Consider the following 26,223-nt stretch of genomic DNA (forward strand, 5'->3'; position numbering starts at 1 on the left):
TGCTGTATGGAATAAATGAAATACTTAATAAACTTATTTTACTTAAAAAGGGGTATAAAAGTGACTGATGGTTATCCTTTCTCCCCCTTTCTAAGTTAATTAAGTAGCTTGTATTCAATTCGTGGACGCCCTCCGGTATCAGTTTTTATTTCTTCGATAATACCGGATTCTATATCTGAGTTTATGGCCTTATCAAGCTGGTCTTTATCAAAGTTGCTCATATTCATGAGGTTCGTTCTACTCATAACATTACCGGATTGCCTTTCAATAAGCTCCCGAATCTTCACGCGGTCGGCATAATTTCGGTTAAATATATAGTTACGATCTAACATATAGACGATGTGATTCAAGACCCACTCACTTAGTTCAATAGCCGCTTCCATATTCCGAAGAGAAATATCTTCATCAGGTTGGTCAAGTTGCTGAAATATGAGTGCAAATTTAAGCCCATACACATTTAATCGTGATATGTATCCCCCAATATCGGGCAATCGCTCAGAAAGAGATTCTGCTTTCCTATTGAGATTATGACTCCATTCTGTGAATATCTGCTCTGCTTCGAGGGAAATTATAACTGGCCTAGCATTAATTTCTACTAACTGGTCAGTTATATTTATAATCCTATTATATAGTCTGCTATTCGGCTTTTGAAGCTCGGTTAAGGCTCTAAACTCCTTAGTTCGCTCTTCCATACATATCGGAAGAATACGTTGTAAAAGCCCCGAAGCTCGTTCATTACTCGTCAAGGTTCGCTGGAAGTTTGGAAGCGTAGTAGCACCAGCCATACACCACACTGGATTTTCCAGCTCAATATCTCCAGCATTTTTTGTAGTTCTCCGTATAGAGTCTTCGGCGTCAAATATGCTTAGAGCCAGATCTCTCATAGAATTTCGTGGCCGAGTCAACTCACTCCATAGAGCCGTAAATTCCGAAGGCATAGAAGTTAAGCTTCCATTGTCTCTGAGCGACTCCCAAAATGTCAAATCTGAAAAGCCATCCGGGCAATAAAGCGTTCTTTTTATAGGCTCTGGATCATTGAATTCTTGATCGGAATCTTCGTAAAGCTCTTTTTCCTGCTCCCACCGCACCATATCCCTGTCATATTGGTCCTTAAATCGCTCCATGATCGGCTTAAATGGTTTCTTTGCTAACGTTAATGCCGTTGATTTCCGAAGAGTAGAACTTCCGGCAAATAACACGGTCCAAATGGTAGGATAAATGGTCATGCCGCCTACTTCTACATATCGGCGTCTCCCAATAGCAGAACCCGTAATAGCCAGAAATGGTGTTATTAGGAACTCATTAGGCACATCCGAAAGCGGACTGCTATAGGTTAAATAATCCTGTATGGCAGAAGGTAATTTATCTCGTAACCGCTCAGGAAGTCTTAAATCATCCGGTGATATATCCAGGTCATTTTTAGATGTTATAGATTGGGTTTCAGAATTTATTATTTCTCTTTGTTGATACAACTGCTTAAAAGTATCCTCATCTAATCCACTTTGGATTAAATCCGTAAAATCTTTCGAGTTACCACCAGTAGTATTCGAAATATTGAAAAGTGATACCTCTTTGTGTTCTGCTATGCTTTTAACGCCTGTTGTTAAGCTTTTAGCCGTTTTATAGGCTGCGTTTGTATCGCAATCCATGAGTACAAATATATTACTATAACTTCCTGTACGTATTTCGCCTTTAAGCCACGTTATCTGCTTCCTTGATAGTTTGGATATCTCTCCGGTTGCCAATCCAACTACATTGGGACCATCTGGATACGTTTGATGAAATAGCATGGCTTCCCGTGGAGATTTAGCTATAAGTAGAGCCTTTTTTTCCTCTTCAAGCCTACGAGTGCCAAAGAAACCCCCACTTGGAGAACTGCCTTTTAAAGTAGCAATCACTTTCTCCTTATTATCTCTCCGATAAAGCTGGCAGCCTGTTTCATAAGGAATAGCCATCCAATCGTGACCATATTTGTTTATGATGCCACAGCCGTAGAAACCCAAAGTATCATAAGCAAGCTGATCATAATTATACGCTTGTTGCACAACAACATGATCGGGCTCTTCCTGTAGCCTTCGCTGGGCCTCCGTAAGCCAAAGTATTCGTTCTGGAGTCCAGAATATTTTTGATTGCCTTGCTGGCCCCTTCGGTTCCCTACCATTAGAGTAGACGTTACTATTGTAGATACTCACCTGCTTATCAATCCAATGAATCACCTCATTTCTATCTACCTTCTTCATGTTTTCTATAAGAATGACGATATCTCCACTATCGCCATTTCCATGATCTCTAAAGGCACCTGTATTTATATTAAGACCAAATGATGGATTCTTATCTTCTCGAAGGGGTGAATTAATAGTGATCCATCCATTCTCATCAGGTTTTTTCTTGTCCCAATTGATCCCAAGCTGATTCAGAAGTAACCGAATGTCATTTGAATTTAACCGTTCGCTTACTGTCATATTAACCCCCGCTCGGCTAAATATTCAAAATACTCCCACGTCTCATCCACAATCTTCTTATCTCTTTGGCTCAATGGGTTAGGAATTCCAGGGATTAACTCCGAACTATTCCCTTTCGTTGAATGCTTCGGTAGCTCTTTTCCAATACTTTTTTCTTTATTAGGCTTGTGAGATATGCTTATATCCAAGCCTTCGTGTGATATGCATATTTCCATTATGCTTCCTCCATTTCGGTTTGGGGTTCAGCATAAGGACGATTTTCGAGCCACTCTTTGATATCGCTTTCGAGCCATCCGACGGTACGGGAGGATATCTTTTTTCTTTTCGGCAGTTCTCCGCGCTTTTCCATGCGCCATACGGTTACGGTTGATACAGAGAGGAGCTGGGCAAGTTCTTTGGGGCGTATTATTTTTATTGAAGTCATGTGATACCAGATTTAGTTAATTGTTACTGTCTGGTATCAGGATAAAGTCCCCGAAAGATGGATTTCTAATCCAACCAACAAAAAATTTTTATTTGTATATATAGATAGGATTCTATGCTAAAATATAGCCTCTGAATCCCAAGCGACTTTTATTTATGAAGGGGGTGCTGTAAACTCACTCTCAATCTTATAAAACAGATCGATAGATAAGGTGGATTTTAAGATGGACTAATTGGATTTTAAAATCACGGTGTGCGAGACGTATAGATCTCCTGATCTGGAAAGACCTTCTGGGCATAAAATTTAATCCACTTCCTAATCGTTTTCCGATCTGGCTTATCAGTGACTTCCTCATTGATACGCCTTTTAATGGCCTCCACCTTTCTGTTAATGCCCTCCAGATTATTCTCCAAAATATATTCTCGCGTGACAGTCATAGCTTGAGCTATCGTACGCGTACTATATTCTTGATAGCTCGCACCTTCTATAAATTCAATAGCCACCTCCCAGGGTTCTGGCCTCTCTATTCGCAGGTAGTCAATTTCGGAGAATTCTTTTCCTACAATTATCTGCTCAATAATGGTCTCCAACGGCATTATATCCCTTGCAAGATCTTCAGCCATCCTCAAAAATGGTTCTCTTTTATTAAGTAATGCCTTCAGCCCAGCCGTTGTTGAATCTATTAAATCCGTTAAAATAAATGCATCCAATTCCTCTACTACAGACTCCCAATTAGACTTGGCCATTTCTATATCAGCTCCTCCCAGAACCACATCTCTGCCAAAAAATCTAAGTTCTGGGAATAGGTTTAGATCAATACCCCCGTTACCTGTGTCTTCTCTTAAAGACAATTCTGCCTCATAAAAAATCACTTTCAGGAGATTTAAGATCTCAGAATTTATTTCATGGGCTTTATTTGACTGACGCTCGATTTGAGTAAAAAGTTTATCTCTATAGGAACTTACAATGTTCAACAAATCCACCTTGGGCGCTTTTAAATCAAACTTCCCTATCACCCTTTTATAATCGCCCAGACTTTCACTTATGGCCAGGATTCTTTTGTTCAAAAATCGAAAATAAGGCCGTACATACCCGCTCCCGGCTGAGTCCTCTTGGCCGAAAAACCGCTCATCGGAGGCGATAAATTGAATTGGTTCATTGATCCCAAAAATATCAATCCAATTTTTGTCTATGCCATTATTATCATTCCACAAATAGTAAAACTTTTCCTCAGCTGACTTATATCTATAAAGATCAGGATTACCAGTAATTGCCAAAAAATTGTCGTTCATAAATCTTTATTCAGTATCTTCTTCATCCTTTTCGTTAAGTATTTCATGTAACCTGTCGGCCCATTTGCTTAACGCCTTTCGCTTCTCCTCCAGGTAGTCATGACGATCATAAATTGCCGTTACTAAATTATCGCCAGACATTTTTTTGTGGTTTAAAATTTTCCCCAATACCGTTCGATCTACTTTAAGCTTGGCCAAATTAGTAGCCACTGTTCTGCGAAGATCATGTGGCCGGAAGTCTTTTACTTTGGATTTAGCTCGTACATTCTCCTTCGCTCTTTTTAAGTCTTGCATAGGCTCTCCTTTATTGACAGGGGACTCAAACACAAACTTACTATCCCCTGTCAGAGGCTTTATATTATTTAGAACCTCTTTAGCAAACCAAGATAGAGGCACTTCATTGGGAGTACTATTCTTTGTAATCGTTTTGGGAATAGTCCAAACATCATCCTGAATATAAGACCATCTCAACTTTGATGTCTCTCCTTTTCTTTGGCCGGTTAAAAGTAACATTTTGAAGATAGATTGGGCAGGCTCATTTTGAATTTCAAAAGCAGCCCATAGCTTTTTTATTTCTTTGTCACTGTAAACCCTGTCCCGCTTGTTTTCACCATGTTCAAATTTCGATGTGTTTGAGACAGGATTCGACTCAGCAAGACCTCGACTCATGCCGAAATTAAAAATTCGCGATAGCCGTGCCCTAATTCGGTTAGCCATAGTCGGAGATTTATCCTTAAGGGCTTTTCTGTCCAGCAAATTAATGATATCTCTTTGTGAGATTTCCTTCACTGGCTTCTTTCCCAAGCTTGGGATAAGCTCGTTATCTACAATGCGAATGTATTCTGCTCTCGTCTTCTCTTTTAGATTTGTCATCCCCTTTTCCTTATATGCTTCTGCTAATTCAGCAAAAGACATCGGATCAGGCTTATTCTTCTTTTTCCTTCTCTCCTCTAAAGGGTCAATCCCTTTGTTGATTTTATGCGAAAGGTCTCTTGCCACATCTCGTGCATCTGCAAGTTTAATTTTTGAATATGATCCAATCGTATATCTTTTGACCTTATCGCCAAATCGATACCGATATACAAAAGACTTGTGCCCGGTTGGCGTTACACGTAAGGCAAAACCAGAAACAACATCATCGTATATTTCTACTCTTTTTTCAGGGGCAGGATAGTTCCTAATAAATAAATCATTGAGTGCTTTTTCGGCCATAGGTTTATCTTTTTTAATTCTGTTGTCCCTGAACTCTCGGGACAACACGGGGACAACAGAATTGTTTAATGTAGAGTAATCAGTCGAAACCTATAGTACTCTATAACTACATGATATGCAACTAATTAGCGCACTTTTTAAACAAAAAGTAATTTTAAGAAATGCATGCCTATACTAACTGTCACGCAGGAGGTCGCGAGTTCGAATCTCGTCCGGATCGCAACACACTAAGCCGCTTGCTCGCAAAGAGTTAGCGGCTTTTTTGTTTGGGAAAGTTGGAACTACTTGAAAGGCTTTTATTCAAATTTGGGCACGATTTGGGCACCAAAATAATACTCCCCCCCTCTCAATAATTGGTTTTCGTAAGCTTTTTACTGTCCCAGTAATAATTCAAGAAATCGGTATGAACTCTAATCTAAAAGAACTAATTGGCCAAGCACAGCCAGGCTCATTACGATATTCCCCAACAATCACAATAAGTTGAGCAGCTTTTATCGAAGGATATTCCAATAAGGAAATGTATTGCGGTCGGTGCTATGAACGGAGCCATAAGTAAAAAACTTGCACATCTTCCTATTAGCACATTCATGATCTATAATCTTCTAATCCCCTTTCAGCATCTTTTCTTCTTGCCACTTCAGCTATCTCTTTCGGCACAACCTCTTTTCCAATTGGAAATAATGAAATCCCGGCAAGTTTAAAATGTTGTATGCCAAAAGGTATTCCGATAATTGTTATAAAACTTATTATCCCAGCTGAGACATGGCTTAAGGCTAACCAAATTCCGGAAAAAACAAACCAAATAATATTACCCAAGGTACCCAAACTCCCTGTACCTATGTCTTTTTTTCCGGTCAATTTATCTCGACTAATTGTTTCCTTCCCAAAGGGGAGGAATGCCAGTTTTGCAATCACAAAACAAGCTTTTCCCCAGGGTATACCAATAATTGAGATATACATGATAACTCCTGCAATCCACCAAAGGAGGCCAGCGACAAGTCCGCCAAACAAAAACCAAAGTACATTGCCTACTAATTTCATTAGATCCTTTTGATTTTCGAAAATAATATTAAACTGAATCTAATAGGTTCCTGACTCAGATACTTCAACACTATCTGTATTGAAATTGAAGGCATGTAACGTATTATTTATAAGTGATACTTTGAGCTTTTGAGCCTATACTCTTCTTCAGAATAGAGCTGATCTAAAGAGTTTTCTCCATAATATTTAAGAAAAACAGACTCCGCATATGAATCTTGCATACCTGCAATATAATCTATGATCAGTCTTTTCCTACTGTCATTTAAGCTATCACAGGGTCTATATTCAGGAGGGAGAAGCTGATTTTCTTTATTAAAACTTTTATCAATAAAAGCTTTGTATAATCCTTCTATAATAGCCTTTCCTTTTGCTTCATAAAGGTGGATTATATCAGACCTATTAATGCACTTAAAAGTTACTTTTTTAAGTGCTTTTGATAAAATACCCCACTTTTTAAAGCCTAATTCCTTCGGTTGTTCTGTATTGGTTTTGTTTTTCATTTCTTTTTCTACCTCAACTAAACCAATATCTTTTATTAAGGTATCTACAATTTCTGAGGTTAACTCTTTCTTGAAAAGGAAAGAATACTCTTCTGATGAATTAAAAGACTCCCCTTTATATGCAAATTTCCTACATTTATCTACAACCTCTTGAAACTTATCATCAGCGTTACTGTCAGGATACTCATTTTTTAGCCATATTTTTAATTCATGAATAAATTCATCAATCGTAAATAGACCTAAACTTAAAGAGTCCTCCAAATCATGCGCTGCATAAGCGATTTCATCAGCTATATCAACAATCTGAACATCAAGAGTTCGTAAACTTATATCATTCTTTTCAGCATATTCTTTTAGCTTTATATAATCATCTTGATAAAGATATTTATCATGATGATTTTTATCATCTTCTGAATAAATATATTTTGAGGTTCCCAATAATGACCTAAAAGTCAAGTTAAGTCCTCTGACATTGGGCACTTTCTTTTCCAGCTTAGTCAAAATTCTAACTGACTGTGCATTACCTTCAAAATTGATCTTTTTATCTAAATCATTTAGGATGCTTTCTCCATAATGACCAAAAGGAGGATGACCTAAATCATGGCTCAATGCACATGTATCAATCACATACATGTCCTTTCCATAGAAAGATAAATTATGATCTTTCATTGCTCTTCTAAGGTTACCAGCAATAGTTCTCGCTATTTGTGCAACTTCTAAGCTATGAGTTAACCTATTCCGATAAAACTTATCATGATGAATACCCAGTATCTGCATTTTACCTTGGAGCCGTCTAAACGAAGAGGAGTACAAAACTCTTGCATAATCTCTTTGATAATCATTGCGTTCACGCTCACTTATTTGAACATCATGTGCTCTTTCATCAAGTTCTTCTATTTCTCTATACTTCTCTTCTATATACTCTTTATCCTGTTTTGATAGTTTAACCTCTCTCTTTTGCAGGCTCATAACATTTTTGAATTATTAAAAATATTATTTAGGGGCTCTAATAAAGTAAATTATCCAAACAAATGAACATCATAAACTACTAATCCCCTTAGTACGTTAAACTATATATACTGGTACTATTTTTGATTGTACAAAATTTGTATACATTTACCGTATGGAAAGGAAAGAAGTTATAAAAATAAGCATATCAGGGAAGCACGGGAAACTGGAGCTAACACCTGACCTGTATGATATAAATGACATAAAGAGCCTGCTTGAGGATGTTGAAGAGATGCTTTTCCCTGATGGGAAAAAGGGGCGTCCACTTATATCCTATGAATTAGAGGAAGGTTCTGTTATTCACAAATTTAAGACCTCCCGTCAGACTGTTGTTGGCTTTGACGCTGTTTTACATGATGTTCAAAAAGAGTCCAGCATTGATCTTTTAGAGCACAAGTCTGCTCTTGCTTTTGAACGATTGCAGAAAACTGCTGACGAAAAAAATCATACATTTGAAATTTCTACATCTGTCTCTAAGTCTGATACTCCATTCATTATTTCACCAGAAACAACATGGCAAAGAACTGATGATATATGGGTTGAAGCCGAATTTTACTTCTATGGAGAACTTACCAATGCCGGGGGAAAAAGCCGCACTAATATACATATCGATACTAAAGAAATGGGATCGGTCACTATTCAAACTGATAAGGATTTTCTAAAAGAAAAGGAAGAAAACCTGTTATATCGGCCATACGGAGTCCGTGCAATAGGCAAGCAACACCTTCAAACTGGAGAAATAGATACCAGTACACTAAAACTTGTGGAACTCATTGATATACAACAAAAATATGATGAAAACTACCTTGATCGCTTGATTGAACAAGCTACCCCACATTGGGAGGGAATCGATGCGGATGATTGGCTGAATGAATTACGGGGTGACTATGAGTTATAGTGTATTGCTGGATACAAGCTTCTTTATCCGGCTGTTAACTAAAACCGACAAGTTACATTCAAACGCACGAGGGTATTTTCAATATTTCATAGACGAAGAATGCATTATGAAAATATCCACAATTTCAGTAGCCGAGTATTGTGTGCGAGGTGATCGTACCGACCTACCGTTTAAATATTTAGAAATTGTTCCTTTCAATATCGATCATGCAAAACAAACAGGAACATATGCCGATATCTTATTCAAGGATAGGGATATAAAGGATGATGACCTGCTTCCACGCCCTATTATCCCTAACGACTCGAAGTTATTTGCCCAAGCCCATCTTGATCCCGATATCGAATATTATGTGACCTCTGATGGTCGATCCGAGAAAACCATATCTACATTAAAGCAGGCAACTAAGGTAAAATTCAATTTTGTTAATATTGAAACTCCTTACCACGAAATGTTCGGAAAGCTACCTCTCTAATTCGGACCATATCTCATCTCTGGCCATCAAAATTTCAGCATAGGCAGAACGTACAAAAATATTTAGGTATCTCTCTCAGCTCCTCAATGCCCAAATATTTTATCGGCAAATCCGGGTCGAGCCTTTTGGTGACTGCCCGGATGATGAGCGCTTGGTATTGTTGATATCATTGAAGCCAATCCACTATACTCGGTCTACTTGCTGGGCCTGCATTTATCGCATACTATTTGATGACAAGAAGATGAAAGATCTACATGATCGCATGCTGGCCATACTGCTCAAAGAAGAGTGGGGGAGTGGCTTAATCCCGACAATCACAACACCAAATAGTTGCTTCAAAAAGTAGTCTGATAAAAGGTATGTTATTGGGAATACAGGTTCTCTATAATAGAAGTAGATATTTCCATACAAATAGGCTATTGATAGTAGCTGGTGGTAAGTCTTTAAGGCATATTTGTGATATTATTAATACTATGATTATTTAATAATTCATATGTATGTATAAATGTAGTTAGCCTTCAATAAAACTATCCTCGAATTAAAATCTAAAAATAATGCAATCAGACACTCTAAAGGTTTTAGATACACTGAATGAAAAGATTGACTTTTTGATACAAAATTCTGGAAGTAGCGATGTAATTTTAGCTGCATTTGTAGGTGCTGCAGCTGCTATTATCCCTCAGTTAATTATTTATGAACTTAGAAGAAGAAAGGAAAAAAATAATAAGATACTTGAGCTTAAATCAGAATTATTTAGACTCACTGAACTTTTACGCGATCATTATAGGGAATTAGCACTACATAAAGCACACAAGTTTTATTGGTGGGCTAATTATAGTCTTGAAAAAGAAAAGGAAGAGAATGGAAAAGAAAATGAAGCTAAAAAAATGCATGACTTTCATATGAGCTCAAGTGATAGTGTTAGAGAAACAGAGCTCAAAATATCAGAAACCTTTTCTCAGTACAATAAAGTGATTTCAAAATTACAAATGCTGACCAAGTACAAACAAAAGGTGCAAGAACTATTAGATAAGTATAAGAACTACGAACCTTCTAAACCGAAAGACTTAAATACAGAGATACCAGAACTTCTTCCAACTCTTGAAAGTGAAGAAGAAAATCGCCTTCAAAAAGAATATAAGACATTCTTAGATATCATTGATGAGATTAATAGTAACTTTATAACCGATTTAGAAAAATAATTCATTTTAGGCTAACCAACGCATCAAGTGGACGTGCCACGCCTTTACCTGTCAATTTTGGCTTCCTTAATTTCTGTCACTACATTTTATTTTAAAAACAACGCTTATCTACTTGCAACTTAGGCTACAATGTTACTATACACTCTTCAATATTAAAAGTACTAAATAGATGGTATCAGAAATCATAGCTTTCTTTTTAGGATTATTTACTTTGATTATTGGCGGATTTCTAAAAAAGAATATTGAAGAAGCCTATAAAAGAAAGAGGATAGCAACTAAACTCGAAGCATATCTAAATTACTGGACGAAAATTATAATTGAAAATGAAGCTGGTCTCAATCTCTTTACAGTTGCAAAGCTTTATGAAGAACAAAAAGAAGGCGCTATCATAAAAAATGATCCCAATGAACTTCAGAAAATTACAGATCGGCAAAAGGCTGAAATAAAAGAGCTATATTCTAATGAACACAAAGAGAAATTTGATAAAAATTTATTGGAAGTGATTGAGACTATTCAAGAATCTACTGAAGAAGAAATTCAAAATGATCTAAAGGATATCGATGATTTTTTAGAAATGATAAGGGAAAACAAATTATTTATTAGTGACGAAGAAGCTGCCTTTCTACCTTGGTTTACAACAGATCAAATAATTAGTATTCGTTTAAAAGCTGATAGGATTTTAACTAAACTACGTACCTTCACCATTCATCTAAGAAATAATAATGAGCCGGATGTTAAAAATACAACAAATGAATTTACCGATATAATTTGGGAAACAATTGAACTACTTCAAGGTATTGAAAGCCTAATTACGACAGCAAAAAGAATTAGGAAAAGAAACGTGATTTTTGAAGCATTGAACCCAAATGGTTAAGTAGGAATTTAATTATGTATTAACTTTCTTTTTACCTAAAGACTATTGGTTTTATAACCACTTCTTTCGTTAATTACTAAATAATCAACAACTTACGGGCAGCCCTAATCACGGGCGTTTTGCTTATGAAAGGAATAACAGAAACCCTTAGAACTACAGTACTATTCGTATGCTTACTTACATTAGTCGGTTGTGCAAGCGGGTCTGCTATTGTAACTGGGAATGAAAGACCGGCCACCAATCCGAATGATGTTAAGCTTTATCTTGACCCCCCTCAGGAATACGAAACCATTGGCATTGTAGAGGCCTCAAGTGAGATTCAGTTATCTTCCCAAGCTGCTACAGATCGAGCAATCAAGGAATTGAAAAAACAGGCGGCAAAAATTGGGGCCAATGGTATACTTATAACCAATACTGAGAGTAAATCTGGGGAAGTAGTTGGATTTAACTCTGAAGGTATTTTCTACGGGGATGCAAGTGACACAAAGACTGCAAAAGGAAGGGCTATTTATGTAACTCGAGAATAAATATTATATCTCCCATGACCGAAAATGAAGCCTTAAAACTTGCCAAAAAATATCTCTCGGATAACATTGACTTAGAAGTTCATTCCGAATCATCCCCTCCAAGTGGGATTTATCGGTCTAATCCCAGCAACGAAATCTTAATAAGTTTTTCGCTGTTCGACGAACCAAGGGTTGGTTCATCAAAACTCCTTTCAGTTTCAAAACTTGATGGAACAGTCCGATATATTGGTCATAAAGGTGAGTAACATTACTTCGTCTAATACCTAAAACAGTCAAGAGATGTCAAGATTTTTGAGCATGGAAATGCCGCTTAAGATCTCTAAACACTACTAATGCCCAAAAAAATCTTGCCTATCCTTTAGTAATTGTAGCAATAAAATTACTCTTTAGGTGCAATAATAGGTAGCTCATTCTATCGTCATCATCCTTTCGGAACCCTCATGACAATTCGTTCAAACAGAACACCATAATGTGGTCAAAAGTAGGACCAATTTTTTACCACCTGATTCTCAATTAGTTCAACGTATTTCAAATTTATGCAAGCATCATGAGCATCAATGTGCTACTCAAGAGCTCTAAACGCTACTTATGCTCAAAGATAATCTTGAACCTGCTTCCCCGATTATTTTAATAAAGTTACCTCTTTTGGGCGTTAAATGAGACAGTCCATGCGAAGGCAATTCTCATTGATAAGTCTTGGATACTACCTCTTCATTGATGATGTCACATTCTCAATTAGTAAAAGAGATTAAAAGATTTGGTGAGCATAACGAGCATTATAATGCTCGTTATGAGCTCTAAATACACTTTATGCTTAAAGTTTTCTTTTACAAGGTTTACCCATCCTGGACATTAATCGGGTATCCGTGTTAAGATATTTTCCTTTGTAAATTCTTTGTTTCTATCTCCTTGTTGAGACCACTCTCATTGTGTCATCATATTCTAAATCAGTTCAAGTAAGTTCAAGTTTATGCAAGCATCGCGAGCATCAATATGCTTGCTACGAGCTCTAAACACTATTGATGCTCAAAAATAATCTTGAACCTGCATTCACAAATTTCTGCCATAAAATTACCTTCCTAACCATCAAAAGACCAACTCATTTAACTGCTCGCGCCGAGCTCTCCAAGAGGGCATATATTTATCCAGCAGCTTCTTAAATCGCTCGGTATGCAAACGCTCTTCTAAGTGCACCATCTCATGGACGATTACATATTCCAGACACTCGGGCGACTTCTTGGCCAGCTCAAGATTAAGGATGATCTTTTGATCCTCTGTAATACATGATCCCCACTTTGTTTTCATTTGGCGAACTTGCCACTCCCTTACCTGCATTTCCATTTTCTGTTCCCACTTTTCAACCAACGGCGGGATCTGCTTCTTTAACTCCTTCCGATAGAACTCTTTGATTACCTCTTCCCTTTTCTCTCGGCTGGCACCCGGACGTACATATAGATCCATATACTTTTTATTACGGATCTGCACTTCGGGTGGGGCCTCGCGCTCTATGATATTAAGCAGGTACCGCTGCCCTTTAAAGTAGTGGCTCTCCCGCTGTACATACTGCCGCTCCGGCTGGCGATTTTGCTCTTCAAAGCCACGTATATGCTTCTTGATCCACCCGAGCTTGGATACAGCAAACATACGAACCGACTCCGTGCTCATGTCTGCAGGGCTCGATATCCGCACGCGTCCCGTAGGCGGATACACCGCCAGGTGCATATTCTTGATATCCTTCTTCACCACATCAATGTCGATGCCGGATACCGATATTTGTGTTTGCTCAATGTCAGTATTCATGCTGCTCGCGGATAATATCCATGATTTCATCCAGATTATAGTTGCCGGGCAATGCCTTTTTAACGGCATTCCGCAGCATCCGTTCCTTGATCGGATTCTCCTCGCGCCAGCCGTCTTTAGCGTTATAGCGGACGGTCTCATCCAGGGCCAGTGCCAGCTGCTTATCCTCACCCAAATTATCATACAGCGCCTTCTGCCCGTCCGTTTCGAGCTCTTCGGGGTATTTCTCTTGCCCCTCACTGCGCTTGACCTTCCGCGCCAGCTTCTCCAGCTTCTTTAGGTACCGAGCATATTCGGCCGCCTCCTGCTTGCGCTTACGAATCAGCTCCTCCAGCAGCTCCGACATCTTATCGTAGTACTTAGGATTGGCGGGACGCTCCTCCACAATCACCTTGCGGATATTATTCTCTATGGTCTCGGCCATTGCATCCTGGTCCTGTTGGATATTCTCTGAGACCACTTCATTTACAGCAGAAATGCCCTTGTTGACAATCAGGTCGACCAGCGTAAAATCATCGAGGGAGGAAATCTTTTTACTGTGCTCGGCGTCAATATACATATCGATCAGGTTACGCATACCCGGCTCGTAGGTTTTTAAGTCGACGTAATCGCCGCTGGCTTGCTTGATATCTTCCTTCAGATCCGAATAGAAGGTCACTTTTTGCTTAATATTAGCAGCTTCTTCTGCTTTATATCCCGCCTCATCCATCTCATTGGCCAGATCTCCGTAGGCCCGTACCAGCGAGGATACCATCTTGTAGAAATTAACGCGCTTCTCCTGGTCCTCCTTGATCTGATCTTCGGTCTTCCCGTCGGTATCGGTACCGAAAAACTCCTTGAACTCCTTTAACGTTTTGGGATGCACCGGCTCGCAGAGCGCCTCCACTTTATCGAGCGCTTCATCCAGCTTTTCTCTGGCCTGCTCGTAGCGATCCTTCAGCAACCCGTCTACATCTTCGTCGTCATAGCCCTCAAAGGCTCCACTGGTATAGGTGCTAATCGACTCTTCCAGACTTTCGAACAGATCCATGTAATCAATGATATATCCATACCGCTTGTCATCACCGTCCAGGCGATTGACCCGACAGATGGCCTGAAACAGGCCGTGGTCCTGCATCGACTTGTCGATGTACAGGTAGGAAGCCGGTGGGGCGTCAAAGCCGGTGAGCAGCTTATCTACCACAATTAACAGCTTCATACGCGCCGGTTCATTCACAAATTTCCTTTTGGCCTCTTCTTCAAACTCCTCGGTGGACTGCCCATCCAGCATCTCAGTGTAGATCCGATACTTGAGCTGCTCTTCAGTTTCACCCTGTCCAGTTTCTTCGCCTTTGATGTCGTTGATGTTAGGCTCAAAAGAGGTGACCACTGCGCAATGTCCTCGCAGGTCGGTCTGCTGGAAGAGCTCGTAATATTTGCAGGCCTCTGCTACCGATGACGCTACCAGCATGGCATTACCGCGACCGGATATCAAACGCGGTTCGGTCTCAAAATCTTTATAAATATCCGTGACTACTTTGTTCAAGCGCGACTTGGAGCTCAGCACTTTCTTAAGCGTGCCCCATCGCTGCTTGAGCTGCATCTTCGCGTAGTCATTCAGTCCTTTGGTCTCGGCCTCAAACCACTCATCTATGCTCTCTTGGTCGGTAATCTTCTGATCAATGTCCCGAGCTTCATAGCGCAAGTCGAGCACTACATTATCATCTACCGCCTCATCAAATTTGTAAGTATGAATATAGGGACCGAATACCTCCAGGCTGGTCTTTTTATCATCTTTGAGCAGCGGCGTGCCGGTAAAACCAACAAACATCGCATCGGGCAGGATGGTCTTCATTGCCTTGTGGAGCTTGCCCGACTGCGTGCGGTGGCATTCATCCACAAATACGTATATGTCGCCTTTAGCCTTAAAGTCGGAGGGCAGCTGCTTCTGGATGTCCTCAAGATACTGTTCTATGTCGTCTTCCCCGTCTCGCGCCCCAAACTTATGCACCAGCGAGGAGATGAGCGGGATATCGTGACTGTTGAGCTTGTCGATCAGATCCGCGCCGCTGGTAGCTCGCTCCATGTTTTCGTTGGCATCATTGAACACTCGCGTGATCTGCTTGTCCAGCTCCGTACGATCGGTGATCACCACCACCCGCGAATCAGTTACGTTCTCACGAATCCACCGGGCCAGCCATACCATCGTCAGGCTCTTGCCACTACCCTGCGTGTGCCAGATGATCCCGTCCTGCCGCTCGGCAACACTCTCCTGGGATGCCTTCACCCCAAAATACTGGTGCGGCCGGCTTACAATTTTGTTGCCCCCATCAAAGAGGATAAAATCATGCATGATCTCGATCAGGCGCTCTTTGTTGCACAGCTGCGTCAAGTGCTTGTCGAGGACATAGCCAAATTCTTGGTCGGTCTCTTCTTTCCACTCCTGGTAGAAGCGGTCGGGCGTGCCGGTGGTCCCATACCGAAGTCCTACGCTGTCATTCCCCGCCATCACCAACTGTATGGTGTTGAAGAAGGGCTTAATAAAATGGTTGGACTGATTATCTAAATTCTGACGAATGCCCTCTTCCACAGATACCTTCGATCGCTTCAGCTCCAGGACGCCCACCGCTATACCGTTCACATACAGCACGATATCGGGACGCTTGGTATGCGTTCCTTTCACCGATACCTCCTGGGCCACTCCAAAATGGTTGTTCTGCGGATGCTCCCAGTCGATAAAATGGACCGTTTCCTTTTTTGCCCCCTTCTCGGCCTTCACGCTCACCCCGTACCGCAGCATGCGATAGACCTTTTTGTTGCTGTCATACAAGTCATCCATCTGCACGGCCGCGGCGCGACTGAGCCTGTGCACTGCCTTGTTAATCAGCGGTTGAGCGATGCCCTGCTCCTGCATCCACTCCTGCAGCAGCTCTTCTTCTACATTTTTGTTATCGGCGCGGTCCTGCCAGTCGCCCAGGTAATCAAAATCCAGGCGCTCTTGAAATAATTGCAGTACTCTATTTTGAGTATTGCGCTCTACTTGTCCAACGTCACTCATTATTCAAAAAGATTTATGTATTGTTTGAATACGTAAAGTCTATTTCGTTCTGCTCCCGTTACCTCTGTTAATATATCAAGATCTTCTAAAGAGTCTATGAGTTTGTAGGCCGTAGGCATTGAGACATCGGCAGCCTTACTTACCCCTTCAGCTGTAATAACGGGACGCTCATATAATTGTCGGACCACCCGTTGCGCCTTGCCAACCCTTTTGCCCATCTCCTGCAGATCTTCATCCACTTTTTGCTGGAGCTGCATAATGGCGTCAAAAGTTTCGATACCATTTTTGGCAGTTTCAATAACTCCAGCTAAAAAGAACTTTATCCATTGTATAATATCATCCTTTTCCCGAACCCGCATAAGGTTGTCATAATACTTGGTGCGATGACGTTCAAAAAAATCAGATAAATACAGAATGGGCTGCTTTAAAATATCTCTGCTGACCAGATATAGCGTAATCATAAGCCTGCCCACTCGACCATTACCATCCAGGAATGGGTGAATGGTTTCAAACTGGTAATGAACAATCGCAATTTTAATCAGATCCGGTAAATGAATTTCCTCATTATGGACAAAATATTCCAAATCACTCATCAGGTCTGGAATACTCTCAGGAATAGGTGGAATAAACAGGGCATCGTTGATCGTAGCGCCGCCAATCCAATTCTGGCTCGTTCTGAATTGGCCAGGCTGCTTTTGCTCTCCCCGTACCCCCTGCATTAACACCTCATGCGTATTTTTAATCAGACGAGAGGAAAACGGCAACTCCTCCAGCTCATTTATAGCTACATCCATAGCTTCTATATAGTTCTGCACTTCCTCCCAGTCATCCCTCTTTTCCGGGGCAACACTTTCTTTGTCAAGAAGGGCTTCCTCCATGTTCGTTTGCGTACCCTCAATTTTACTACTCTGGGTTGCCTCCTTGGCCACGTGCATGCTAATGAACAGGTCGATATTGGGAATATATTCGGAATACATATCCAGCCTTCCCAGCTGCCGATCTGCCTGGCTCAATAGATTAAGGATCTCCATATTATCGAGCTGCCACTGCCGATTCATGGGATTGGGCTGAAAACTCTGGTAATGATCCTGATTTATATATGTACCTGCTTTAAAGTCTTTCACTTAACCTTTAATAAGAATTATACTATTTAATTAAATGGATCTTTCCTTAAATAAGGAAGATACTTATTTAAATCAATCGCCTATTCCTTAAATAAGGCAACCATTTAACCTGGTTATTAAAGATATCATCATAATATTAAATAAAGCGTAGCCTAATTTAAGGAAATGCTGATAACGTTAATTAAGCGCGTATCTAATTAAATAAAAGCCAAAACCTTAAATAAAATGAGGATGGTAACCACCTCAATCCTATATACGAAAAGCACGCTCGGGACAGGATCACACCAACCTCGTCTTCCCGGTTAGCAGCTCTTGCATCATGCCCTGCTTGATTTGCTCGTACTTGGCGCGCTTAGACTGCAAGGCCTGAATCTCCGTATCCATGTCACTAAGAATCTGGGCAATAGCTTTTTGTTCTTCGGTATTGGAAGGAATATATATTGGAAATTCTTTAATTCTTGATATAGCTAATTTAGGCTGGGCACCAATCGTTTTAGTTGTCTCAATTTCATCCTGTATTGCTGGAGACATTAAATAATGTTTGAGATAATTTTTATGACACTGAATGTTAGTAAGTTTATCAGCATTCTCTGTAAGATTTGCTCCGTCTAACTTTTCTGGAACCTCTCCAACTATTCCCAAAGTACCAGCAACAGAGATAAATAAATCATCTATAAATATTCTATAGTTTTTTATTTGATGATATGCTTCCTCAGGTACATACTGAATATTTTGAAGATTAACTCCACCCTGGTACATATCAGCAACCTTTATGTATGGATAAGAATTTTCTGAATCTTGTAAACTCCATCCTTTAGGCAACCTTTTCCCTCCTTTAACATCAACAATATCCTCCAAATTCTTCTCCTCCCACTCCTCATCAAAGCCTGGCAACCGTTTCTTGCCGGTAAGCAGCTGCTGCATGGCGCCTTTTTTGACCTGCTGCTTCTTTTCGATAAGGGCATCGAGTTCGGAAATCAGGGCATCTACATCGCTCAGGGCCTCGGCGATGGCTTTCTGTTCTTCAACGGTTGGGGGGAGGGCAACTTTATGCTCCTTTACCACATCCCAATCTGCCCGAGGCATATGTGTACCGGTTGACTTGTTTGAAGCTTCAATAAAACTATCTAACTGAACAATGTAATAGAGAAATTTGCTGTCAACCCCATCACCTTTTGGAAAGACCCATATTTCAGTAGAGCAAGCTCCGTCAAATTCCGCATAATGAAACTTACGTAAGTAGGGTCGTAGTTTACCAAATAGAACATCGCCCTCTGAAAATATAGTTTTTGTGCTTTTCTGGTCTTGCAAATTGGAATATCCATCAACTTGACCAGTTCCTTGCTGGATATGCTCAAGTTCTATACATCTAATATCATCCCTATCAGTCTTACCAGCTGAGATTCTTAAGCTTGAAGGTTTTGTAATATTTCCAAACTCCTGTTCCTCCCAATCTTTGGGAATCACACCAACTTCGGTACGCTTATATCCTTCGGGAACAGTATTTTTTTTCGGCTTTTCGGTAACTACTTCCATGCAATACCCATCGTTTCCAGGTGACTGTTTACTTTTTCCTCCAGCGCTTCCACTTTGGAGTCAATCTCTTCCACGGCGCGATCGTACCGCTCGGCCAGCTCTTTCAAACGTTGGGTGAGGCTGCGGGACACCGCCTCCACTTCATCTTCAATCTTCCCACGAATGTCGGGCAGCCACTTGTCATCAACCACCAGCGTTTTCACCTCATCGGGCGATAGTTCCGGGTACTTGTCATTCACCTTTTTGCGCAGCGCTTTTTCGGCTTTCTTCACCTTCTTCTTGGCCTTGGAAGCCGCATCGTAGGCGTCTTTGTATTCCCGAACTACTTCGTATTCTTCGGCATCCTCAGGACTGTTTTTAATCTCCTTCAACCGGCTCTTTAAATTGGTCTTGGTTACATTGCCGGCATCGCTCAGGCAGTTGCCCAGCAGTCCATCTTCGTGGGCATGCTCCTGTTCCAGCTCGTCCATCGTCTGGTCGGCCGTTTCCTGCTTCTGTTTAAGCTGTTCAATTTCTTTCTGCTCATCCGGGAAGTAGCGGTCGATCACCAGGGACTTAGGAATGAGCTCGCATTCAAACTGTCCTTTTTTGATCTTGCCCGTGCTGGTTCGTACCGGCTCCAGGGTAGCCTTCCATCCGTCCTCCACAATCATATAGACGTCATCCTTCATGGTATCGGCCCAGTAGTCCATCAGGTGCTGGTAGATGTCGTATTTATCAATGAGCGTGGTATCCGAATAGGCCCTCAGCAGATCCTCCGAAAGGTCTTCAATAAATTCTGTGGGACTGGTGTCTTCGGTGATACCCTTCAAGTCTTCGTAATGCTCATTCTTCCAGGCTTCAAATACATCATCCAGTTTGCGCTGGTATTGTTGAAACTCCGGATGGGCAAAGATGATATCGTTGATGGCGTCCTTATCCACCGTTAATTCAACATATTGCTCTCGCAGCGGTTCAAACAGATCTTGTTTTAGGGTAGGATACACCTGCCAAAATCGATCCAGCTCGTCAATATCCCGCTCGGGAATCCCGCCTTTCAGATGCGCCTGGAGATCCTGGATGTCCTCCTCTTCGGTGGTATCGATATAGCGAGGGATGTTCAGATTGTAATCGTTGTCGGCAATCTCTTCGTTCGGGACCATCCGGGCATAGCCTTCGGCTTCGCTCTGGCTCCGGAAATAGTCCACCACCTTATGGATGTCTTGGTCTCGCAGTCGGTTCTTGTTGCCATCTTTCTTATAACCCTCACTGGCATCGATCATAAAAATACCGTCGCGGTCCTCGGCCTGCTCCTTGTCCAGCACCAGGATACAAGCCGGAATGCCCGTCCCGTAAAAGAGGTTGCTTGGCAGCCCGATCACGCCTTTGATATAGCCACGCTCAATCAGGTTCTTGCGTATGGTCTCCTCGGCATTGCCCCGGAACAGCACGCCATGCGGCAGAATCACCGCCGCCTTGCCGGTGCTTTTCATTGACTTAACAATATGCAGCAGAAATGCATAATCCCCGTTGCTCTTGGGCGGCACACCAAAACCGTCGAAACGGCCATAAAAATCATTTTGCGGATCCAGTCCGTTGGTCCACGCCTTATAGGAAAAGGGCGGATTCGCTACCACATAATCGAAGCGTTTGAGTCCGCCGTTCTCCGTAAACTTGGGATCCGCCAACGTATTACCGCGTTTGATGCTGTGCACCGCTGTCGGCTGATTATGCAGCACCATATTCATCTTGGCCAGCGCCGAAGTGGCGTTATCCATCTCCTGTCCATAAATCGTAATATCAACATCAGCCTCGTTGGCTACCTTCAGCAGTAGCGATCCCGACCCGCAGGTGGGATCATAAACCGTATCCGTGGGCTTGTCCGCCTGCTCTACACCTACCACTTTCGACAGGATGCGAGAGACCTCGGCCGGGGTATAAAACTGTCCCTTGCTCTTGCCGCTCTCGGTTGCAAAATGGCGCATCAGGTACTCATAGGCATCGCCCAGCAGGTCGTCCCCGCCGGCGCGGTTGTCGGCAAAGTCCAGGGCATCGTTCTGGAAAATACCGATAAGCCGGCTCAGGCGATCTACCTTCTCCTTGCCGCTGCCCAGCTTATCGTCGTCATTAAAGTCTGTCTGGTCGATCACGCCCTGCAGTCCGTTGGCCTCGGCAATGGGTGCAATAATATCCTTATTGATGCGGTCCCCGATATCCTGCTTGCCCTTGAGCTTCACCATATCGTCAAAGCTGGATCCCTCGGGAATTACCAGCAGGGCATCATCCTGCCCGGCATACTTATCGGATACGTATTTAATGAAGAGCATGGTCAGCACATAATCCTTGTACTGGGAGGCATCCATCCCGCCGCGCAGCTCATCGCAGCTTTTCCAGATGGAGGAGTAAAGATCACTTTTCTTGATAGCCATATATTATTTGAAGTTGTATCCCTGGAATTGATTTTGATTTAAAATAATATTCTAAGGGCACTTATAAAGATGGATTTTGATAAGAATTGACTTAGTAATTAGACCAATAATAAATCTTAACAAACTTAATACGGAATTACTGAATCCAGTCCTTTAATATCTTCAGGGGTAGTAATGATAAGATTGCCGCCTAATCCATCTTGGTTTCTACCTATGTGAGTATCATCAGGATACAACACTTTATGCTGGGGATGATTATTTCTCAGGTTCCACCCGATGCACCCCTCAACCTGCCTGAGAAGTTTAGCTTTGATATCCAGCGGAGCAAAGAAAATACTAATAGATTGGATATACTTTACCGCATCCTCATGATGTTGCTGATATGCTTCTAACTGTTTAACAGGTCCTTGGGAACTTTTATCTCTCCATAAACCTCCCCAGAGTTGAACGCATTCACCCTTTGAGGCTTTATCCGGATCAAAGATTCCGTAATTAAATCCCAGGGTATGGATCAAATGCTCCTTTTGTCTTTTCCCCATTGACTTGGTTTGCCCCACGTAATGAATAAGATATGAGGCATCCTCCTCCTGGCGAAACGCCCATAAATACACTCCCGGTGATTGCGCATAGGGAGAAGTGAAAATTAAGTCATTCCCTTTATTAAAAGAATAGGGCCCCTGGAAGTTGACGTCAATATCCATAATAAATAATTGGTGATATCATAGTTTAAGCTGGCAATATCGTAATTATTATACTACTAAAATATTAGATTGAGAATTATACAATTGCCCAATATTACTTCATCAATTAAAAGAAATAGATCCCCGAGTAATTCTTTTTATTTTATCCGTTGACATTTAAGGGTAACATTAGGTTAGGGTTTAGGGGCATAGCAAGATAACCCTCTTCTACGTCCCATCGGTATCAAGGATTTCACAATATTAGGTTCCTGTAGAAAGAGTTTGTTATTCCGGTACCGTATTCTATCAATACTTACGAATCTTTTTGTTGGATTTCCCTTGAGTTTCACCGGAAGCTGGATTAGGTCCTGTTTCTTAAGTTCCGTAAATTCTGCTGGGGTCCAGTTAAGAACCTCGGCATAAGATTGTTTATTCTTAATATAGCCAACTCCAGCTGCGCTACTTCTTAGCCGTTGTGCTGTATTAATAGAAAGCCCTAAAATATTTGAAAGACTGGATAAGGAAATAGAGGCAGCGGGTGGCTCGGAGCCGTTGATGGTTCTCCCTATTTTTGGCTCTGACCGCTGCCTCCTTCCTGTTATTGCCAGAGATGCACAAACAACTCCGGCCAAGTATTCTTTAAAATTGTCTAAATCCTTTGGGTACATTACTGCGGCTCTGGCAAACTGCCAGTTCTCAATTTTGTGGATTCTATTAAACCCTCTAAAGTGATACCATCCAGCGGCATGATTATAACCGATCCAGTTCCAGTTAAATAATTCTGAAAAATGCCTATATACCGTTCGCTCACTCACACCCGTAAACTCTGCAATTTGTTTAGCAGGCCGTTGCTGCTTTCTTGCCTTACCAGAATAAAAAACAAACTTTGAAGCAAGGAATGTTTGTACGGGACGAACTCTAACCATACGTGAGCTCGCGAGAGAGAATAAAGCCAATTCCACGGGTATCATTATATAGGCCGGCTTCATTTAATTCACCTGTCTTGCCTAATAGGTGAACTGAGAAATAGCACAAGGGAACTGGCTAAACAATTGCTCAACCTATCAACAGGTACCGGTAATTTATTGACTATTTCACTGGAAGCTTGCTCTTTGACTGGTGGTCGTTTCATTATCTACTATCTTTTTCAATAGCATTACCACCATTATCCAACCATTCTTTTACTTCGGATTGGCGAAACCCAACAGCCCGGGGGCCAAGCTGTAGTTTTTGAACTGGAAACTTTCCTTCATCCATCCACCGGTAGAGTGTGGATATATGTATACCACCAAGTAACTTACATACTTCATTCGGGCGTAATATCTGGAGATCTGAATTGCTCATAGCTTATAGGCTTTTAGTTTTGATTAACCACCTATAAGCTATCTTTAAATTTTACCCCAGGTAAGATGAATAAGGGTTATTAATCCCCTTACTAACCCTCTCTTAAAAATGATAATTCATTAAGGCCAACTTTCGTCGGTGATCCTTCATTGCACTTAATGAAGGCTTACCATCACTTTCAGGATCCGCCTCATGTCTCTTAATCAGCTCTTGATCTATTTTGCAGAAATATGGCTTACCATTACGTTTATAGCATCCATCTTCTTGATGATATAATTCAAAAAACCATTTCTTGGTTTTTGCCTTAGCAAAATCTTCAGCCCGACCACCAGTTCCAGCTATTTTTAACTGTTCTTTTTTAGATAAGTCTTTGTAACGTTTTAATTCCCCAGGATAATTTTTTGTAATTATTTGCTTTTGGATATTCGTTAGAATCTTCAATTTATACTCTACTTTTGCAATATTCTCACAAATCAAAATTCCTTGCAGCACTGGATACGCTGCATAACCATTATATTTTTGGCCAGTAGCTTGTTCATATATTTCTAAAATCTTATTAGTAATTTTAAGAAACTGTATTACAGTATGTATTCTTAATTCAATCCAACCTATTCCATTAATAAATAAATCGTATATAAAACCCTTAAGGTCTGATTTCTTTTTCTTAAGATCATCATTGAATGGTTTTCCTTTACTTTCAGCAATCCTCTCAATGTTATCAATCATTTTGTGACACTTTCTCACATAACCTTCAAGATCATACTTCAGCCGCTTTTTCTGCTTTGGAATGTCGGATATTAAAGTAGCGAAGCCAACCTCTGCATTAAATTTATCTCTTGCATAAGCCTCAACATATTTATCGTAAAGCACTACTGTAAAATCATTTCGATTAGCCAATTCAATTTCTAACTCTTCTATTTCAAGTTCAATAATCCCACTTTTATACAATGCCTTCTCTTCCTTATTCATCTCTTGATCTAAGTCAATCATAGCTATCCTATATTTTTACTTTCTCATGAACTAATATTTTTTGTAATTCTAAAGCCCAAAGATTCATTGCATTTTTCTTTTCTTCTAAGTACCCATGACGATCATAAATAGCAGTTACCTGATCATCACCAGCCAATCCCTTATGATTTAGGATCTTACCTAATACGGTTCTATCAACCCCCAGTTTGGCCATATAAGTGGCAACCGTTCGTCGCAAGTCATGCGGCCTAAAATCCGAAACATCAGACTTTTCCTGTATCGTTACCCTTGCCCTGGTAAGCCATTTCATCGGTGCGTTATCTTCCTTAGGTGAGCAAAAGACATAATCGGTTTCACCGGTAAGTGGCTGAAGCTTATCAAGAATCTGCAAGGCCATGTCTGATAATGGGACAAGATGCTGCTCATTATTTTTAGCAAGGCGCGCCGGTATTGTCCATATGTTATCTCTAATATGATCCCACCTCATGTGCATGGTTTCTGTTTTGCGCTGGCCTGTAATTAATAGCATTTTCAAGACTGATCCGGTAGGCTCTTCCCAGTCATCGAAGTAGGCCCATAGCTCACGTATCTCATCCGGACTATAATACCGACTCCGTTTTTGCTCAACATCCTTACCGGTCTTGGTCTTTTTATACTTGGGCACGTTACTCACTGGATTGGCCTTTTCTGTTAAGCCTCTATCTATAGCAAAATTATAGATCTTAGATAACCGTGCTCTAATACGATTTGCCATAACCGGCGCGGGATCTTGACCTTTAGATTGACCATAGGCTTTGGCATCTAAAAGGCTCATAATCTGATTCCGGCTGATATCATCAATGGGATACTTGCCTAACTTTGGGATAAGCTCTTTGTCAATGATCCGCTTATATTCGGCGCGTGTCCGCTCCTTTAGGGTAGGCACATACTTCTCCTTGAACTCTTCTGCAAGCTCTTTAAAAGTCTTGGGATCAGGTTTATGTTTCCGCTTGTCCTTTTCAGCCTGGGGATCTATACCCGAATCAACCTTGGCCTTTATCTTTGTTACATCCTTCCGCGCTTCCTTTAGGGATTTTGCGGGAAATGTGCCAATCTTATAACGGCGCTGTTTGCCATTAAAATAATATCGGTAAGTAAATGTTTTTGTCCCCGCTCTTGATAATCGAAGCTGTAAGCCCTTTTCATTTTCATCGTAGAAAGTGATAGGCTTCTCACTTGGCTTGAGTGCCTCAATGAATTGGTGCGTTAGAGTCTTTTTAGGCATAACATGGTCTAATCGGCTAATACCGTGCCCAAATTCTAATTTGGGCACGATTTGGGCACAAGAATAACAGGCACTTAGCCATATTTAAAGGAATTTATAAGAATAAATGTACCCCCTAAAATCATGATAACCAAATATTTAGGCTATCT

General features: G+C 41.0%; 22 protein-coding genes. 6 read left to right on the plus strand and 16 right to left on the minus strand.

From position 1 onward, the window contains the following. Positions 1-95: 95 nt before the first annotated feature. From ACT3IB_RS09775 to ACT3IB_RS09800, 6 genes are all read right to left on the minus strand, one after another. The gene (locus tag ACT3IB_RS09775; protein WP_491538821.1) at positions 96-2,462 is read right to left on the minus strand and encodes a DUF3987 domain-containing protein; all 2,367 of its coding nucleotides are present in this window, start codon (positions 2,460-2,462) and stop codon (positions 96-98) included. Between the two features lie 214 nt (positions 2,463-2,676). After that, complete coding sequence (locus ACT3IB_RS09780) at positions 2,677-2,886, minus strand: helix-turn-helix transcriptional regulator (RefSeq protein ID WP_491538822.1); 210 nt, start codon at positions 2,884-2,886, stop codon at positions 2,677-2,679. Positions 2,887-3,131: 245 nt separating this feature from the next. Further along, on the minus strand, positions 3,132-4,178 hold the full coding sequence (locus ACT3IB_RS09785; RefSeq protein ID WP_491538823.1) for a hypothetical protein: 1,047 nt from the start codon (positions 4,176-4,178) through the stop codon (positions 3,132-3,134). 6 nt (positions 4,179-4,184) lie between these two features. Then, positions 4,185-5,390: a tyrosine-type recombinase/integrase gene (locus tag ACT3IB_RS09790; RefSeq protein WP_491538824.1), complete on the minus strand. Its 1,206-nt coding sequence runs from the start codon at positions 5,388-5,390 to the stop codon at positions 4,185-4,187. Between the two features lie 585 nt (positions 5,391-5,975). Further along, a complete protein-coding gene (locus tag ACT3IB_RS09795) occupies positions 5,976-6,431 on the minus strand; it encodes a YccF domain-containing protein (protein WP_491538825.1) in 456 nt (151 codons plus the stop codon). A 107-nt stretch (positions 6,432-6,538) separates the two neighbouring features. Next, complete coding sequence (locus ACT3IB_RS09800; RefSeq protein ID WP_491538826.1) at positions 6,539-7,900, minus strand: deoxyguanosinetriphosphate triphosphohydrolase family protein; 1,362 nt, start codon at positions 7,898-7,900, stop codon at positions 6,539-6,541. Positions 7,901-8,054: 154 nt separating this feature from the next. Between ACT3IB_RS09800 and ACT3IB_RS09805 the strand changes: the two genes are divergently transcribed. From ACT3IB_RS09805 to ACT3IB_RS09830, 6 genes are all read left to right on the plus strand, one after another. Next, entirely contained in the window at positions 8,055-8,837 is a 783-nt protein-coding gene (locus ACT3IB_RS09805; RefSeq protein WP_491538827.1) for a hypothetical protein, read from the plus strand. 106 nt (positions 8,838-8,943) lie between these two features. Beyond that, positions 8,944-9,309, plus strand: coding sequence for a hypothetical protein (locus ACT3IB_RS09810; protein ID WP_491538828.1), 366 nt, complete (start codon positions 8,944-8,946; stop codon positions 9,307-9,309). 554 nt (positions 9,310-9,863) lie between these two features. Beyond that, a complete protein-coding gene (locus tag ACT3IB_RS09815; RefSeq protein WP_491538829.1) occupies positions 9,864-10,511 on the plus strand; it encodes a hypothetical protein in 648 nt (215 codons plus the stop codon). A 169-nt stretch (positions 10,512-10,680) separates the two neighbouring features. After that, complete coding sequence (locus ACT3IB_RS09820) at positions 10,681-11,385, plus strand: hypothetical protein (protein WP_491538830.1); 705 nt, start codon at positions 10,681-10,683, stop codon at positions 11,383-11,385. Between the two features lie 125 nt (positions 11,386-11,510). Beyond that, the gene (locus tag ACT3IB_RS09825; RefSeq protein ID WP_491538831.1) at positions 11,511-11,912 is read left to right on the plus strand and encodes a hypothetical protein; all 402 of its coding nucleotides are present in this window, start codon (positions 11,511-11,513) and stop codon (positions 11,910-11,912) included. Between the two features lie 14 nt (positions 11,913-11,926). Further along, positions 11,927-12,157, plus strand: a complete 231-nt coding sequence (locus ACT3IB_RS09830) for a hypothetical protein (RefSeq protein WP_491538832.1) — start codon at positions 11,927-11,929, stop codon at positions 12,155-12,157. Between the two features lie 841 nt (positions 12,158-12,998). On the opposite strand, the gene ACT3IB_RS09835 is transcribed toward ACT3IB_RS09830, so the two are convergent. The 10 genes from ACT3IB_RS09835 to ACT3IB_RS09880 form a co-directional block, all read right to left on the minus strand. Beyond that, positions 12,999-13,712, minus strand: coding sequence for a M48 family metallopeptidase (locus ACT3IB_RS09835; RefSeq protein ID WP_491538833.1), 714 nt, complete (start codon positions 13,710-13,712; stop codon positions 12,999-13,001). Then, complete coding sequence (locus ACT3IB_RS09840; protein WP_491538834.1) at positions 13,702-16,749, minus strand: type I restriction endonuclease subunit R; 3,048 nt, start codon at positions 16,747-16,749, stop codon at positions 13,702-13,704. Before ACT3IB_RS09840 ends, ACT3IB_RS09835 begins: the two co-directional genes overlap by 11 nt. Further along, a complete protein-coding gene (locus tag ACT3IB_RS09845; protein ID WP_491538835.1) occupies positions 16,749-17,873 on the minus strand; it encodes a Fic family protein in 1,125 nt (374 codons plus the stop codon). The genes ACT3IB_RS09840 and ACT3IB_RS09845 overlap by 1 nt, the downstream gene beginning before the upstream one ends. Before the next feature lie 279 nt (positions 17,874-18,152). Continuing rightward, positions 18,153-19,409 (minus strand): restriction endonuclease subunit S, encoded by a 1,257-nt coding sequence (locus tag ACT3IB_RS09850; protein ID WP_491538836.1) that lies wholly within the window; start codon positions 19,407-19,409, stop codon positions 18,153-18,155. Beyond that, on the minus strand, positions 19,400-21,817 hold the full coding sequence (locus ACT3IB_RS09855; protein WP_491538837.1) for a type I restriction-modification system subunit M: 2,418 nt from the start codon (positions 21,815-21,817) through the stop codon (positions 19,400-19,402). The genes ACT3IB_RS09850 and ACT3IB_RS09855 overlap by 10 nt, the downstream gene beginning before the upstream one ends. A gap of 125 nt (positions 21,818-21,942) precedes the next feature. Beyond that, the gene (locus ACT3IB_RS09860; RefSeq protein ID WP_491538838.1) at positions 21,943-22,518 is read right to left on the minus strand and encodes a hypothetical protein; all 576 of its coding nucleotides are present in this window, start codon (positions 22,516-22,518) and stop codon (positions 21,943-21,945) included. Between the two features lie 173 nt (positions 22,519-22,691). Further along, entirely contained in the window at positions 22,692-23,468 is a 777-nt protein-coding gene (locus ACT3IB_RS09865) for a hypothetical protein (protein WP_491538839.1), read from the minus strand. Between the two features lie 160 nt (positions 23,469-23,628). After that, entirely contained in the window at positions 23,629-23,841 is a 213-nt protein-coding gene (locus ACT3IB_RS09870; RefSeq protein WP_491538840.1) for a helix-turn-helix transcriptional regulator, read from the minus strand. 102 nt (positions 23,842-23,943) lie between these two features. Then, on the minus strand, positions 23,944-24,831 hold the full coding sequence (locus ACT3IB_RS09875; RefSeq protein ID WP_491538841.1) for a hypothetical protein: 888 nt from the start codon (positions 24,829-24,831) through the stop codon (positions 23,944-23,946). Between the two features lie 7 nt (positions 24,832-24,838). After that, positions 24,839-26,074, minus strand: coding sequence for a tyrosine-type recombinase/integrase (locus tag ACT3IB_RS09880; protein ID WP_491538842.1), 1,236 nt, complete (start codon positions 26,072-26,074; stop codon positions 24,839-24,841). Between the last annotated feature and the right edge of the window lie 149 nt (positions 26,075-26,223).

This window comes from Fodinibius sp. GM21 (genome assembly GCF_058386955.1).